Source organism: Alphaproteobacteria bacterium, assembly GCA_016699735.1.
In the GTDB taxonomy this organism is placed as follows: domain Bacteria; phylum Pseudomonadota; class Alphaproteobacteria; order Micavibrionales; family Micavibrionaceae; genus JAGNKE01.
This window is the reverse complement of the sequence record CP065008.1, coordinates 1,036,760-1,052,151: the sequence shown is the minus strand read 5'-3', so window position 1 is coordinate 1,052,151 and position 15,392 is coordinate 1,036,760. Positions and strand designations below refer to the sequence as shown.

Annotated in this window: 15 protein-coding genes; 4 read left to right on the top strand and 11 right to left on the bottom strand. The window is 52.3% G+C overall.

Annotation, left to right across the window (positions count from 1 at the left end):
- Window positions 1-3: 3 nt before the first annotated feature.
- Together IPN28_05065 and IPN28_05060 are read right to left on the bottom strand one after the other, a co-directional pair.
- The gene (locus IPN28_05065; protein QQS58192.1) at window positions 4-723 is read right to left on the bottom strand and encodes a hypothetical protein; all 720 of its coding nucleotides are present in this window, start codon (window positions 721-723) and stop codon (window positions 4-6) included.
- A gap of 2 nt (window positions 724-725) precedes the next feature.
- Window positions 726-938, bottom strand: a complete 213-nt coding sequence (locus IPN28_05060) for a hypothetical protein (GenBank protein QQS58191.1) — start codon at window positions 936-938, stop codon at window positions 726-728.
- An 82-nt stretch (window positions 939-1,020) separates the two neighbouring features.
- On the opposite strand from IPN28_05060, the gene IPN28_05055 reads away from it, so the two are divergent.
- Together IPN28_05055 and IPN28_05050 are read left to right on the top strand one after the other, a co-directional pair.
- On the top strand, window positions 1,021-1,257 hold the full coding sequence (locus tag IPN28_05055; protein QQS58190.1) for an RNA-binding protein: 237 nt from the start codon (window positions 1,021-1,023) through the stop codon (window positions 1,255-1,257).
- 1 nt (window position 1,258) lies between these two features.
- A complete protein-coding gene (locus IPN28_05050; GenBank protein ID QQS58189.1) occupies window positions 1,259-1,711 on the top strand; it encodes a YaiI/YqxD family protein in 453 nt (150 codons plus the stop codon).
- Between the two features lie 252 nt (window positions 1,712-1,963).
- On the opposite strand, the gene IPN28_05045 is transcribed toward IPN28_05050, so the two are convergent.
- The 4 genes from IPN28_05045 to IPN28_05030 are packed head-to-tail and all read right to left on the bottom strand — an operon-like array spanning window position 1,964 to window position 8,387.
- Window positions 1,964-3,325, bottom strand: a complete 1,362-nt coding sequence (locus IPN28_05045) for a TolC family protein (protein QQS58188.1) — start codon at window positions 3,323-3,325, stop codon at window positions 1,964-1,966.
- 5 nt (window positions 3,326-3,330) lie between these two features.
- Window positions 3,331-6,498: an efflux RND transporter permease subunit gene (locus IPN28_05040; GenBank protein QQS58187.1), complete on the bottom strand. Its 3,168-nt coding sequence runs from the start codon at window positions 6,496-6,498 to the stop codon at window positions 3,331-3,333.
- Window positions 6,499-6,504: 6 nt separating this feature from the next.
- Window positions 6,505-7,713, bottom strand: coding sequence for an efflux RND transporter periplasmic adaptor subunit (locus IPN28_05035; GenBank protein ID QQS58186.1), 1,209 nt, complete (start codon window positions 7,711-7,713; stop codon window positions 6,505-6,507).
- Window positions 7,713-8,387 carry a TetR/AcrR family transcriptional regulator gene (locus IPN28_05030; protein QQS58185.1) on the bottom strand — a complete coding sequence of 225 codons (675 nt, stop codon included), beginning with the start codon at window positions 8,385-8,387 and terminating at the stop codon, window positions 7,713-7,715. Before IPN28_05030 ends, IPN28_05035 begins: the two co-directional genes overlap by 1 nt.
- 350 nt (window positions 8,388-8,737) lie before the next feature.
- Between IPN28_05030 and IPN28_05025 the strand changes: the two genes are divergently transcribed.
- On the top strand, window positions 8,738-9,118 hold the full coding sequence (locus tag IPN28_05025) for an HU family DNA-binding protein (protein QQS58184.1): 381 nt from the start codon (window positions 8,738-8,740) through the stop codon (window positions 9,116-9,118).
- A gap of 237 nt (window positions 9,119-9,355) precedes the next feature.
- Here the strand turns inward: IPN28_05025 and IPN28_05020 are convergent, their stop codons facing one another.
- From IPN28_05020 to IPN28_05000, 5 genes are all read right to left on the bottom strand, one after another.
- Window positions 9,356-10,072, bottom strand: coding sequence for an NUDIX hydrolase (locus tag IPN28_05020; GenBank protein QQS58538.1), 717 nt, complete (start codon window positions 10,070-10,072; stop codon window positions 9,356-9,358).
- A 25-nt stretch (window positions 10,073-10,097) separates the two neighbouring features.
- Entirely contained in the window at window positions 10,098-11,615 is a 1,518-nt protein-coding gene (locus IPN28_05015; protein QQS58183.1) for a nicotinate phosphoribosyltransferase, read from the bottom strand.
- Between the two features lies 1 nt (window position 11,616).
- On the bottom strand, window positions 11,617-12,429 hold the full coding sequence (locus IPN28_05010; protein QQS58182.1) for a ribose-phosphate pyrophosphokinase: 813 nt from the start codon (window positions 12,427-12,429) through the stop codon (window positions 11,617-11,619).
- Between the two features lie 438 nt (window positions 12,430-12,867).
- The gene (locus IPN28_05005; GenBank protein ID QQS58181.1) at window positions 12,868-13,860 is read right to left on the bottom strand and encodes a hypothetical protein; all 993 of its coding nucleotides are present in this window, start codon (window positions 13,858-13,860) and stop codon (window positions 12,868-12,870) included.
- Window positions 13,861-13,920: 60 nt separating this feature from the next.
- The gene (locus tag IPN28_05000) at window positions 13,921-15,039 is read right to left on the bottom strand and encodes an alkene reductase (GenBank protein ID QQS58537.1); all 1,119 of its coding nucleotides are present in this window, start codon (window positions 15,037-15,039) and stop codon (window positions 13,921-13,923) included.
- On the opposite strand from IPN28_05000, the gene IPN28_04995 reads away from it, so the two are divergent.
- Window positions 14,972-15,325 carry a hypothetical protein gene (locus IPN28_04995; GenBank protein QQS58180.1) on the top strand — a complete coding sequence of 118 codons (354 nt, stop codon included), beginning with the start codon at window positions 14,972-14,974 and terminating at the stop codon, window positions 15,323-15,325. The genes IPN28_05000 and IPN28_04995 overlap by 68 nt on opposite strands.
- Window positions 15,326-15,392 lie beyond the last annotated feature (67 nt).

Genomic DNA, 15,392 nt, shown 5'->3' with positions numbered 1-15,392 from the left:
ATCTTATTTAGGCCATTTGGGCGCATCGTTTAATATTTCTTTATAAATATTATCATAACCTCTGTGCTCAAAGTCAGCCTGCATCTTTTCTAATAATATTATGTATCCGTTTTTATCATCTGCGTGAAAATTTATATTTAATAACCAAAGACATTCTTCTTTTGTCTTTTCTACGGAATCCTTTTCAATCTCCCTGCCTTCTGCCCCAAATTTTTCCTTAATTGATTGAGTAATGTGATCAAATAACTTAATTAAGTTTTCGTATTTTTGTAATCCATTGCCTATATACTCTCTGCAAATATTCCACTCTTTATTTCTGAGTAAAGCATCACTAACTGATCTGAATATTTTTTTAGATAAAGCACTGTTTATATTATGGATATTTTTGAATACCATTACAGCTTCCTCAGAACACTGTAAATACTCGCATATAGATGCATAATCATTAAAGCTATCAGCGGAATTCGTCTTATTGAAATTATTTAATGCAATATTTTTTTGTTCAACTAAGGTATCCATTGCAAGTGGATATACTTTAGCTAAATCTGCCCACTCATCTAAACAGTAAGATAATCTTACTCCAATGTAAGCTCTATCAATTATGATGGAGTTTTCAAAAAACCATTTATATCTTTCAAGCGCAGCAGGATAATTTTTTTCTTTAAAATAATTTCTAGCAGTTTTAATGGCTTCGCTTGGATTTTCTTGAATTTTATTTTCCATGCCTAATCCCCATCCATCAGCATCGCCAAGGCTGCATTCCGGTGGGTGGCGTTGACGCGCAGGAACAGTGTGCGGGCGTGTTTGATGTCTTTGGCGCTGCCGCTTTCGACGGCGGCACGCATGGCGACCACCGCCGGGTTATCGGGAGAGATGATAAAGGATAAGGCATTGGCCAGCCGCCCCATGGTTTGAAGATCGATTTGGGTGTCTGACATAGTGTGGGCTCCTTTAGGCTTTGCAACGATTGTGCGGCTATGGTACTTCGGAACCTTAACCCTTGTCCATCGGAGCCGCTTTATGAAACTGATTGCCCTGAACCTGCCGCGTGATTTTAGCGAACAAGAGTTGGCGGAGCTTTTTAAGGCGCATGGCCATATCAAGTCCTGTACGCTGGTGCTGGACGCGGCTACGGGCAAGTCCAAGGGCTTCGGGTTTGTCGAGATGGCGCTGGCGCATGAAGGCGAAGCCGCGATCAAGGCCCTGCATGGCAGCAAAGTCGGCAAGGAGAAAATCCGCGTGAAGCAGGCGGACTGACGTGAAAATCTGGATTGATGGGGATGCCTGCCCGAAAGGCGTCAAGGAGATTTTATTCCGTGCGGCGGAGCGCCTCAAGATTTCCGTGACGGTTGTGGCCAACCAGTATCTGCGTCTGCCGCCATCGGCTTATATTGAGATGCTGCAGGTCGAAGGTGGGCTGGATGTTGCGGATGATGAAATTGTTAATCGCTGTGGGGCCGGAGACTTAGTTATCACAGCGGATATACCCCTTGCTGCCCGTATTGTAAAAAAGGGCGCCGTCGGGCTTGACCCTCGCGGCACCTTATACGACAGCAATAATATCGGGCAAATGCTTGGTATGCGTAATTTTATGGATGAGCTGCGCGGGGCAGGTGTTGAAACGGGCGGTCCGAACGCCTTTGGCGCCACGGAGCGGCAGAAATTTGCCAATGCGCTTGACCGGCTGCTGGCGCGGCATGGTTTAAGTTAAGGCTTTCAAAGACCGATAAACTCAAAATGCCTCTATCAAGGTCCTGTAAATTATATTTTTTTATAATACTTCAAGGGGTGATGGTTTCACGGAGAATATTTAGTGTATGACTGTAAGCACAGCCATTTTTTTATCCTCCCTTTTTGACCAGCTGTCTTCTCCATGCAGTGCATGGGCGTCGGATGCCCTGCTCCAGACTACGGATTCGATCTTTACGGAACTGATTCTTTTAGCATTTTGATGTGTGATCGATCAATAAACGCCAAGCGATTTGTATAGTCTCGTTAGGCTCTCTGCTTGAGCGGCGCGGGCGGAAACGGCCACGGCCTCGGCATTATTGGCGTTTCTCTGGGCGTCAAGAACATCCAGAAAAGAGATTTCGCCCTCGCTGTAGAGAGTCTGCGAGAGATTCAGGGCGTTGTCCGCGCTGACGAAAGCTTTCTCTAAGGCAATCCGGCGTTCGTTGATAAAGGCGTAGTCGTTCAGGGCGCTCTCCACTTCGGCGACCGCCGTCAGAACGGCCTTGCGGTATTGTTGATAGGCCTGCATCTCTCTCGCACGGGCCGCATTGATCCGGCCTTCGATCTTTCCGAAATCCAGAATGGCGACCGCTGTTCCCAGCGCGACGTTCCAGACATTTGCGTTGGCCACCAGACCGCCATCGCTTATCCCATAAAATCCGGCCAGATTAAAGACCGGGAAGAACTCCGCCGTTGCGGCCTCGGCAAGCTTCGTGGATTCAAGCAGGTTTTTCTCGGCCACGCGGATATCAGGCCGCAAGGAGAGCGCCTGCGCCGGAACCATCAAAACGGGCTGCACGTCCGCGCCGGGAATCTCAGCCTCAGGAGCCAGAAGCGGACCAAGTGCGGAGGGCAGCGATCCGGTCAGGACGGTGAGGCGAAGTTTGGCATTCTCGACCTGCCGCATAAATTCGGGCAGAGAGGCCTGCGTGGTCTGAACAAGGTTCTCTGCTCTCTCGACATCCAGACGAGGCACCGAGCCCAGCCTTTTAAGCTCCTTGACTCGCGCCAGGGTCTTTTCCTGAGACTGCAAGTTTTTCGATGCAATCCGGTATTGATTTTGTGACGCCCGGTAATCGATATAGGTTCTAACCGTCTCCGCGATCAGGCTTAGCGTCACGTCATGATAGGAGGCCTCTGCGGCATCCAGCCGCGCACCCGCTGCGCTATAATTCTTCCGGTTCCGCCCGAAAATATCGATCTCGAAGGAGGCGTCAAATCCGGCTTCATAAAAATCGTCGATCGATCCCGCACCGTCGATCCCCGAGTCCTGTCTGCCTGCATTGCCCGAAGCGCCGATCTGAGGAAGCAGGCCGGAAAGCGCGGTCCGCCGCAGCCCTCTCGCCTCAAGGATTTTAGCTTCCGCCGTCAGGCGGTCGGGGCTTTGCGCCAAGGCAAGCTCAACGACTTGATTTAAAACAGGATCGTTAAAGCCTTTCCACCAGTTTTTGAGTGTCGGCGCCTCCACGACTTTGACGGACGCGCTGTCTTTCGCGGTCCAGAGCTGCGGCCTGTCGGGTTCGGAAAGATCCAGCGCCCCCTTGAAACAACCGGAGAGAAAAAGGCAGGTCGTTAATAGCAAAAGTCTTTTCATCCGTGTTACTCCGCAGGCTCGAGTTGTGCCGTTCTGCGGGAATGAAAGGTCACCTCAAGCCCCCGCAAAAGCATATAGAAGACCGGGGTGAAGATCAGTCCGAAGAAGGTCACACCAAGCATACCGGAAAACACGGCTATGCCGATCGCCTGGCGCATCTCCGCGCCTGCACCGTGGCTGAGCGCAAGGGGAAGAACGCCCATGATAAACGCGAAGGACGTCATCAGGATTGGCCGGAGCCGCAACCGTGATGCCTCGATCGCCGCTTCCCGCACGCTTTTTCCGTGATGCTCCAACTCGCGCGCAAACTCGACGATCAGAATGGCATTTTTACAGGCCAGACCCGCCAGCACGAAAAGGCTGATCTGCGTGAAAATATTATTGTCGCCGCCGGAAAGATAAACGCCGATCAGGGCTGAAAGTATACTCATCGGGACAATCAGAATTACGGCCAGTGGCATCGTCAGGCTCTCATACTGCGCGGCCAGAACAAGGAAGACGAAGAAGATACAGAGCGGGAAAATATAGATGGCTGTGTTCCCGGCGAGAATTTGCTGATAGGTCAGCTCGGTCCATTCATAGTCGATCCCCTGCGGCAACGTTTCCCTCAGGATTCGGGTGATTTCATCCTGCGCCTGCCCGGAGGAAAAACCGGGAGACGCGTTGCCGTTTACATCGGCAGAACGAAAAGCGTTGTATCGCATGGCCACTTCCGGACCAAAAGTTTCATCGACCTTGACCAGAGAGCCGAGTGGAACCATTTGACCATCGGCGTTTCTGGTTTGCAGACGCAAAATATCCTGCGGACGCGAGCGGAATTCCTTATCCGCCTGAGCTATGACCTGATAGGTGCGTCCGAACTGGTTGAAGTCGTTCACATAGCTCGACCCCAGATAAATCTGCATGGTGCGAAACACTTCGTCGATTGAAACCCCCAGTTGCTGGGCGCGTGTCCGGTCCAGATCGACAAAAAGCTGCGGGACGTTGATGTTGTAGCTGGAAAAGACGGCTTTCAGCACGGGGCTGGCGTAGGCTTTACCCAGAACCTCCTGGAGCGTCTCGTTCAGAGCCTTGTAGCCAAGATCGGCGCGATCCTGCAGTTGCAGCTTGAAGCCGCCGGTCGTTCCCAAGCCGCGCACGGGCGGCGGAGGGAAAATGGCTATGAACGCTTCGTCAATAGCGCCGAATTTTTTCTGCAGCCGACCGGAAATTTCTCCGGCGCTCAGTTCATGGGAATCTCTTTCTTCAAAATCATCGAGCGTGACGAACACAATCCCCGCGCTGGCCGAGTTCACGAACCCGTTAATCGAAAGACCGGGGAATTGAACGGCACTGGCAACGCCCTCTTCTTGCAGCGCAATTTCACCCATCTTACGCATCACTTCCTCGGTTCTCTCCAGGGTCGCGCCTGAGGGAAGCTGTGCGAAGCTGATGAGATATTGCTTATCCTGCGCGGGGACGAAGCCGGAGGGAATGAGACCGAAACTGTAATAGGTTGCGATCACAAGCGCACCGAAGACGGTCATGACGGCGGCTTTTCTGCCCCCCAGGATGCCCACGCTTTTGGCATAGGTCTTCTGGCTGATGCCGAAGAAGCGGTTAAAGCCAGCGAAGAACCAGCCGAACAGCCCATCCATTAACCGTGTGAGGATATCCTTTTGTTCATCTCGCGGCTTGAGCAGAAGCGCCGAGAGGGCGGGGCTGAGCGTAAGGGAGTTAATCATGGAGATAAAGGTCGCAATAACAATCGTCAGGGCAAACTGCCTGTAGAACATTCCGGTCAGGCCGCTGATGAAAGCAATCGGAATAAAGACCCCGGCAATAACAAGAGATGTGGCGATAATCGGTCCGGTGACCTCTTTCATCGCCTGAACGGTCGCCTCGCGGGGTTTCTTACCTTCCTCGATATTTCTTTCGACGTTTTCTACGACGACGATCGCGTCGTCCACCACGATGCCAACCGAAAGAATAAGACCGAAGAGCGAAAGCACGTTAATCGAAAATCCGAGCGGCAGCATGACGGCAAAGGTTCCCACGATGGAAACCGGAACAGCAAGCAGGGGAATAATTGAGGCGCGCCATGTCTGCAAAAAGACGATAACGACCAGTACGACGAGCAAAATGGCTTCGATAAATGTATGAATCACCGCATCGATCGAATGGCGCACGAACACGGTCGGATCGTAGACGATGCTGTAATCCATATCCTCCGGGAAGCTTTTCTTAAGCTCGGCCATCGTCTTGCGGACGTTCTCCGAGATATCAAGCGCGTTGGCATCCGGCGTGGCGAAAATGGGAATCGCAACAGCAGGCTCGTTATTGAGCATCGAGCGCAGGGAATAGGTCTGCGCGTCGAGTTCGGCCCGTGCTACGTCCTTGAGGCGTGTGATCACCCCTTTGGAATCGCGTTTAATGATGATGTCTTCGAATTCTTCGGCCGTACTCAACCGCCCCTGCGTATTGACGGGTAGCTGCAAGACAGTGTTGTCGTCATATGGCGGTCCGCCGATGACACCTGCAGCGACCTGTATATTCTGGCCGCGTATGGAATTGATGACTTCTGATGCATCCATTCCCCGCTCCGCGATCCGATCCGGGTTCAGCCATATCCTCATGGCATAGTCGCCGGAACCGAACAGGCGGACATCTCCGACCCCGCTAATTTTTGCGAGCTGGTCCTTGATGTTCAGTGTGGCGTAGTTCCGCAAATACAACATGTCGTAGCGCGAATTCGGCGAGCGCAAGTGAACGACCATCGTCAGGTCAGGCGAACTTTTGACAACCGTAACCCCGAGATCCTGTGTAACCTGCGGCAAACGCGGCAAGGCCTGCGCCACCCTGTTTTGGACCTGCTGCTGCGCGAGATCGACGTCCGTTCCAATCGCGAAGGTCACTGTCAGAGACAGCCTTCCGTCTGCCGTCGCCAGAGAGTTCATGTATAATAGATTTTCAACTCCGTTGATCTGCTCCTCTAAGGGCGTAGCGACCGTTTCAGATATCACCGCCGGGTTTGCCCCCGGAAAACTGGCCGAAATCTGAACAGAGGGCGGCGAGACTTCAGGATACTCAGAGATGGGCAGCTGAAACATCGCGATCAGACCCAGCAGGAATATCATGAAGGAGAGAACTCCGGCAAATATCGGCCGGTCGATAAATTGGCTGGATACGATCATGGGCTTTTACTCAGTTGTGTGGACTGCTTGAGACTCGGCTTCTTTTTGGGCTTGCGCCATGGCGTCTTTCTGAGCCTGCGACTGCGGGGCGACGACTATTCCTGGTCGTATATGCGTCAGGCCGGAGGTAATAACCTTTTCTCCCTCCTTAAGCCCACCCAGGACCACTCGCTTGCCTTGAACGCTCGGCCCGATTTGTATTTCCCTGTAAGTGGCGGCATTTCCTTCACCAATCACGAGGACAAACTTGCGGTCCTGATCCGTTGAGATGGCATGTTCGGTGACAAGAATTTTCTTTTCCTCCCGATTACCCCCCATTTCAATGCTTACGGCCATACCGGGCAGAAGCAGACCGTCAGCGTTGTCAAAAATAGCGCGGGCACGGATTGTGCCTGATGCCGGATCAATCCGGTTATCGAAGCTGTGCACAGTTCCTGCGTATTCTTTATTGCTTGAGGAAAGCTTCAGCCTGACAGGAATCTTGTGGTCTCCGCTGACCGTATGGACGGATTCGATATAAGTGCGCTCATCGACTTCAAAATCGACGTAAACTTTTTCCTGCGCCACGATTGTGGTGAGCAGAGGCGCATTTGGGCTGCTCTGCACGAGGTTCCCCTCCGTGATTTCCGCACGGCTTACCAGGCCCGAAATCGGCGCTTTGACAAAGGCGAAATCAAGATCGATTTCGGAGCGTTGCACGGCGGCTTCCGCTCCCTGCACAGCGGCACTCGTCGCCAGCCGGTTATTGGCGCGCTCATCCATCAGGCTTTGGGATATGGCATCGCTTTTAATCAGGCTTTTGGCTCTCTGGAATTCTTTTTCAGCCAGCTGCGCTTGAACCCTAGCGTTTTCCAGCGCGGCGCGGGCCTGATTCAGCGCGGCTTCATAAGGGCGCGGGTCAATGACGAACAGCACGTCGCCCTTGTTGACCGTCTGCCCGTCGGTAAAACGGATTTCCGTTATGCGCCCCTCGACCTGAGGGCGAATTTCGGCGCGGTCGACGGCGACAACATTCCCGGAGAAATTTTTCCATATCTCCACCTGCTCCGGCGCGACCGTGATAAAATCCACGGGCATTGGCGGCGGCGGCTCCTGCTGGCCGTCCTGCTCCATAGCGCCGACCGGCTCACCCGTGTAGAAGGCCGCGCCTATACCGCCCGCGGCAAGGATAATAATTGCTAATATAAAGGATTTTTTACTCACAGTATTCTCCATTAAAAACTTATTCGGCTCGCTTGTTTTTGAGCTTTTTTTGCAGGTTTTTTGGCCGAATCCCTTACATGAACAGGCTCTATCCCGATCAGGTTGAACAGCGACTCTTCCAGTTTGTGTTCGATAAAGCTCAGATCGTTTTTGATCCTGGCCATTAGCAACTGCCCGACGATCAGCGCAAAAATCTCGTCGGCCTTGCACTTGACATCGGTCGTTGCGGGGATCAGGCCTTCTTCTTTCAAATCCTCAAGGGCTTCTTCATAGTAAGCGGCTTTATCAGCACATATTTTTGCGATCGTACTTCCGATCTCCTCATCCTTTGCGGCCAACTCAGACCCCAGAGTCGCAAACGGACAGCCGCAGACATGCCCTAGCTCCTCAGAGATTTCGACCTGTTTGTCAAAAACATGCCGGGCCATGAGCCGGAACCGCTCCACCGGAGGACGGTCTTTTGAGAATATTTCGTTATAATCCGCCTTCATTTCCTGCATACAGGAATCCATCGTGGCGAGCGCCAAATGGGCCTTGGAGGGAAAAAAATGGTAAAAACTGCCCTTCTTGACTCCTGCGGCCGAGCAAATCTCATCTACGCTGACCGCGTTGTAGCTGTCGCGCCAGATCAAATCCTTGGCCGTCTCGATCAGACGTTCTTTTGTGTTTGTTTGCACACGGCTCATAAGCGTTTCTTTCTGTGTGGGTGATTTATAAGGTAATTTGACCAACCGGTCAACTTGCAATTTTGTTGACAAAAATTTGGGCTGTCTCGATAAGAAAAATAACTATGTCAGCCCCAAGATTTATATGCGATTCTCTGTCCTCTCAGGGCTTGGAAAACGTGCATTACACTTGAATCTGCCATGATACAAAGGATTTATACTTTTAGCGCGCGCCGGACATGTGCCCGCCCTCCATTCTGAATTTTTGTCCCTGTCAGGCTTAAAAACCAAGTTGTGCTCTCTTGGTCTTGGCCTATATTTCTTCTATACTGTTCGTTTCTATGTAACCAAAATCTGGAGAAGTTATTACCATGGCCGTTAAGAAAAAAGGAACACCCTCAAAGGCGAAGTCCGCCAAACCTGCCGCTATTCGTCCTGTCAAAGACGCTTTGACCAAGTCGGCGCTGGTTGGTCTTTTAGCTGAAGAAAATGCCATTACCCGCGCACAGGCTGCGGGCGTTCTGGCATCACTCGAAAGTGCCTTGTTAGGCTCTGTTCACCCGAAAGGTGTCGGTGAATTTACCTTGCCGGGACTTATGAAGGTTACGCTTCGTAAAGTTCCTGCGCGCAAGGCCGGAACCCTGATCCGGAATCCTGCCACAGGAGAAATGATGAAGGCCGCGGCAAAACCCGCGTCTGTGCGTGTAAAAGTCCGCCCTTTGAAGAAGCTTAAATCGGCTGCCATAGGGTGATTCCTGTTAAAAGCTGGACCTGATATCAGGTCCAGCTTTTTAGTCATCCTCTTTTGAAGTGGATCACTTTTTGTGGCGGACCGGTCCGCAGGAGTGGGCACTAATTTTTATATGCTCGGTCCGGTGTGAGCAAGTAAGATTCAGAGTTTTTATTTGACTGTGTTTTATTAATAGCGTTGCTCCAAACCTGAGGATGGTTACTGGATGGTTCTGTACGCCGCCATTTTTTTGACTGAGCTACCTGGAATCGTGAGCGCCTTCGAAATTTCTTACGAAGAAATGAGTGCCCTTGCCTTTTTTCCTGCGGTAGATCATGGCGGGGCGGCGGCCGGTTTCACGCATTTTTCCGGTTTCCTCAAGGATATCTGCGCCTAAAATCCGGCGCCGGAAGGATTTATGCTCGATGCTTTCCCCCAGAATAACCTCATACGCCGCTTGTAGCTCCGCCAGAGTGAATTCATCAGGCATGAGATGGACAGGCAGGGACGTATAAAGAAGCTTGCTTTTGAGACGATCCGTACATTCAGCGAGAATCTTTGCATGGTCGAAGGCCAGTTTGTCCTTCACCCTGCCCTTCTTAACAGCGGCCCATTTGATATCGGTCGCCCCCTGTCCGGCCTTTAGTTCTAGGTTTTCTGACGGGATGAGGGCGAAATAGACCGTGGTCACGGACCAGCCGCGCGGATCACGCGTTTTGTTGCCGTAGGAGCAGAATTGCTCCAGATAAGGTGTTTTCACGCCTGTCTTTTCAGTCAGCTTGCGCTTGGCCGTGTCAATCAGCTCCTCATCGCCCTGCACGTCAATAAACCCGCCGACCAGCGACCATAGCCCCTGACAGGGGTGGTGTTCGCGCTGCACCAGCAAAACCTGCAACTGCCCGCCGGAGACCGTGAAAATCACGGTATCCACCGAGACGTTAGGCCGCTCGAACGCGCTGGCGTCGTAGGCTTTAATAAATTCGGCTTCGGTCTGGGAGTGCTTACGCGGCAATTTTTTCTCCCTTTGCCATCAAGCTTTTCAATGCGCCATCAATCCGTCCCCGGATTTCCGCCAAAGTCTGATCCTTGACCAATTTTCCATCTTCGTAGACGACCTCCAGCGCGCCCTGCGCTTCCTGCTCGGGTGTTTGCCGATCGTGCAGGATGTAACGTCCGCCGGTCTCCTCCACCCGCAGCAAGCCTTTGGCGGATTTTTTGATGCCGTTGTCGGTTTTAGGGTCTTTGAAGATATCACGCCTTTCGCCGTTCACCACACCGCTTGTGGCCTTCATGGCGAAGCCGAAATTGTCGCGGGTTACGTACTGGTAGGTATAAGACCCAACCCCGAACACCATGTTGCCTGACGCAAAGCCTTTTGCCTCCAACCCTTTCACAATGGCCTCGGCGCGGTCGAGCGAGATGGAGTCGCCGTAAATCAGGCCGATATGGGAATCCAGCATCTTGTACCCCGTCTCCGTCACGGTGCCGCCGAAGACATCCCACAGGCATTGGATTGCGCCTTTATGCTCGGGTGAGCCGAGAGGAGCCGCAGGATCGCCGCAGACGATCAGGACCGGATCGCCGCTATCGGGCCGGATGACCAGCTTGCCCTCCCGCGCCAGAATTTCGGGCTTCAGGATTGCGACATACTCCGTTACAACCTTCCAGAAATCCCACGTATCCGACACGATCGAAACAATCCCCTTTGGATATGTTTTTGTAATCAACCGCCGGAAGGTCTCCAGTTCGCCGTCCTGCATCCCCATGCACATGACCGAGTGCTCGGTTGCAGGGACAGAGAACCCAACAGGCTCCTTGGTCGCATCCGCGCCGTAATAATCCTCGACCATGTCGATGGCCGGAACGGTATCCGTGCCCCAGAAGCAGGTCAGGTGCGCGGCTCCGCTGAGCAGAGAGTCCTGTACGCTGGAGAGGCCACGGAACGAGAAGTCATGCGCCTGGAAGTTCACGAAATCCAGGGGGCTTCCGGTTTTGATCGCATACTGCGTCAACAGGCGCTTGTATTCGAAGGCCGTCGTCGCCGAGGTCATGGGCTTCCAGAGATAGCAGGAAATCACGCTTTCAATGTAATTGGTCAGCCAGAAGAAATCCGGGTGCGTATTGACCACCGTCAGGACCGGGACGCCGATCGGCACCCTTGATCCTTCGGGCAGCGCCTTGATCTTCAGGGGCAGATAGCCCAGATCGTGCAGCGCCGCGATATGCTCCACCGTGATCGCGTCAGGGCCAAGAGCGTTATCCATCCGGCGTTTATAGGCTTTGACGACCTGCTCCTTCGGTAGCTTGAAGAAATTCTCCTCCCACACTTCCATAAAGAAATGCTTGATGAAGTATTGCAGGCCGAACATGACGACCTTGCCGTCGAAATCCGCCAGTACGCGGGAGTGCTTGTAGCTGCGCGGCGTGAAGTTGGAATAGACCTCGCTCGTTCCTTGCGGATACTGGCTTCTGTGGTCCGCCTTGTAGAAGTCGATGGCTGTTAACGGATTAATTCTCATGTTAACGCTCCTTTCCCGTTACAGTTAAAAAATTACTGTCGATCTGTTCTGCGCGTAAAAACGTATGAAAGCAGAAGATATGATTGAAATACTCTTTTAGAACCTCCAGGCCGTGTGAAAAAATGCCGTGGGTGACATAGAGATAAAGCTTGCCTGCACCATTGGTTTTCAGGAGTTTGGCCAGTTCCGTAAAGGTCCGTCCGCCGTCGCAGATATCGTCCAGAAGGATCAGATTTTTTCCCGCGACATCGCCGTGGACTTCGGAATGGGTGATCTGGCCGTTCTTCGGATTCCGGACCTTCGCGCAATGAACGACCGGAACGCCGCCCAGAGCCTTCCCGACCGCGTCCGTTTTTTTCGAGGCGCCTTTGTCGGGGGAAACCAGAGTCAGATTTTCTTTCCTGATAAAATCTTCGACCGCGCCTTGCACCAGTTCGGCTTGCGACACCACACAGCAATTATTCAACCTTTTGACGACCACTTCGGAATGGGGATCGAAGACCGCCACCGCACCGCAGTTCAAGCTATTGATCAAATCCGCCATCACGGCGGCAGAAAACGCCTCCCCCGGATTGCAGACCCGGTCCTGCCGTGCGTAGGGGAAATACGGTATGACCAGATCAATCGCGGTTTCGGGGTTGACCTGCCGGACCGCATCGACCGTCATGATCAGGCGCAGGATGTCGTCGGCGTTATAGAGATATGCCTCGATCTCCGTCACGGGACTGATTTTAATTCCTGCGATACTGACGTGGCATTCCCCGCCGCTGAAATTGTAGCTTTTGATCGGTTGTTTATTGACTTTGATGTTCATGGGTTTTTCCTTGAATCCGTGTCCCTGTATGTTAGGGCGTCAATTTTGGTTTTCCTGCTTCCCCGCATTGCCGAAATGTATAAATGTCAGAGGATTCTCCAGTTTTTGCGTCGGGACAGGCCTGAGAATTTTACATCCGCGCTCGTCATATTCGCCATCATAAACGGCGACATAACAACCCCTGTGCAACTGATCCTCCAGACCATCTGAGGCGGTCTATCGTTTTTTCGTAATTCTTATAGCCGGGGTATACAGTCACCACTTTCATTCTCCTTCACTCAATAAATGTCCTTAAGACATTAAATATAATATGTCACAGTGACTTTTATTAAGTCAACAAAAATAATTTCTTTCTAATTATTTGATAAAACACGCTATTTTCAGTTTTACGGTGCAGGAAAAAAGTTTTTTACCTGCGGGACCATGCTTGCAGAGCGCTCAACGACACATAAAGGAAGCTGCGCGCTGCGGTATATCCTTATATTTATTAAAAATCGGGCGGTGCGATGATTTTATGCGTGTCTGGTCGAAAAGCGGGAGCGCTTCGCGCAGAACTGAGGGAACGTTGATCCCCATGCCGAAGGGAAAGTCCGGATTGGTGCTGTGCCAAGCACCGGTCACTATGAGATCGGTCGGGATATCCGAGCGGGAGTTCATGGCCCCGAACGTATCCCATTGACCCATGATGTCCACTACCCTGCCCTTAAAGGACATCGGCATGCCGATTTTAGCGCTGATTGTGATGATCCGGGTGTTTTTCGTCAGCTTATCCAGATCCCCCCTGTTTTCCAGGGTATAAAGTGCTTCGGAAATGACCAAATTTCCCTTCGAATGACCCACCAGATAGGGCGTCTTGAAGCGGGCATCGGATAACAAATCTATCAGCGTTGCCGTATCCTTGCTCAGACGCGTCCACTCCGATTCCCTTTTTGATTCAGGGATTGACGGCTCACTTTGCGTGAAGAGTTTTGTAATCCTATCGAACCCTTCGAATGTGTGGCGCACGCTGTTGAGAGTACCGAACCAAAAGAATCCGCCCAATGCCTCAGTCATAGCATCCGAGAGACCATATCCTGAGACTATCGCCGCAACCGGCCCCTCCAATGCGTCCGCTATATTCCGCGCAAAAGCCGCCGCACCTAAAGCCGAACTTCCTACTCCCGCAACCGCTAACGCTTTGACCTTCTGACCGCCCTTTTTCAAGAAGTCTTCTTTGTCCAAACAAACTTTCAGTTGCCCTTGTCCTGCCTGGGGGACAATCAGCAGTGCGCCCTCCCGCGCTAACCAGAAGGCCAGCGAGGGGAGTTCTTCTTCCGTAATACAGCCAACATCATAAAACACCGCGTCCAGAGTCGCATTTCTTCTTTGCACGGAGCCGAGGACGGACGTGCGGAACGCATTGTCAGAAAATTTTTTCGGCCACGCGTTCATTCGTTCGGCGTGAACGGCCAGAAGATTGGGCCATGTGGACATGAAATCGTTTCCTTTATTTTAGGCCGCCGCATCCTTGATGGAAGGATAGTCGGTGTAGCCCTTTTCCGCACCCCCATAGAATGTCGCACGGTCGTACTTATTCAGAGCTTTGTTCAGGCGGATACGCTCAGGCAGGTCGGGATTGGAGATGAAATATCTCCCGAACGCCACGGCGTCAGCCTTGCCACTTTCTATGGCCTCGATGGCCGTTTGCGGGTTGTAGCCCCCGGCAGAGATCAAAGCCCCTTTGAAGACCGGCCTGAAAAGATCGGATGTACATGGCATATTTTCGGCGACGGCGTCTCCCCCGCCCGCGCCCGTCGAACGTGGCTCGATGAGGTCGAGGAAGGCGATTCTGCGGTCGCTGAGTTTTTCGATCACGTAGGTGAACAAGCCGACCGGGTCGCTATCGCTCATGTCATTGAACGTCCCATAAGGAGAGAGTCTGACACCTACACGGTCGTAGCCCGAGACTTCCGCGACGGCGTCCACGACTTCCAGCAAGAGGCGCGCGCGGTTTTCAATAGAACCGCCATATCCATCGGTTCTTTTGTTGGAACCGTCCTGCAGGAATTGGTCGATCAGATAGCCGTTGGCGCCGTGGACTTCCACCCCGTCGAACCCGGCCGCCTTCGCGTTCTCCGCGCCCTTCTTAAAATCCGCTACGATACCGGCCATTTCATCGGATTCCAGAGCGCGAGGCACATCTATCGCAGTCGGCTTCCAATCTGCCGTGAAGGTGCCGCTGTTGGCCGCGGGAATTGCCGAGGGAGCAACGGGAAGTGCGCCTCCCGGCTGGTGCGAAGAGTGGGAAATGCGTCCAACATGCCAGAGTTGGAGAACTATTTTTCCCCCATTTTTATGAACGGCATCGGTCACTTTTTTCCAACCCTCCACCTGCTCAGTCGAGTGAATGCCCGGTGTCCCCGGATAACCCTGCCCCTGCTGGGAAACCTGGGTTGCTTCGGAGATGATGAGACCCGCCCCGGCTCTCTGGGCATAATACTCTGCATTCAGCTCCCATGGAATGTTACCCGGCTGCTTTGAACGCATGCGTGTAAGGGGCGCCATGATGATCCGGTTGGTTATGGAGATAGCGCCTAAATTCAGGGGGGAAAAAACCTTGGTCATTTTTATCCTCGATTGTGGTCATGATTGTTCCGTCTTCTTTGGTATGATGCTGACGTGCTTCGGCTTGTCCAGTAATTTTTCTTGTCAAATTTATGTCTATGGGTTTTACTGGCCGGGATGGGGTTTTGTTCCCGATTTTTCACAAGGCAGGCTTTTTGAAGAAATGGATCACACCAAGACTCATAAACAGAACATGACCTCCCCTTTAGAGCGGTCCTCTGTTTTTATTTATACCTCAGAGGCCTTAGCGCTTCTTTATTTTATTTTTTTTAGCCGACTGGCCCGAAGATAATTTTTCTTCTGTCAGCCGGACTGGAGGCTGACAGGACTTTCTTCCCCACAAGAAAATCCGTCCGCCT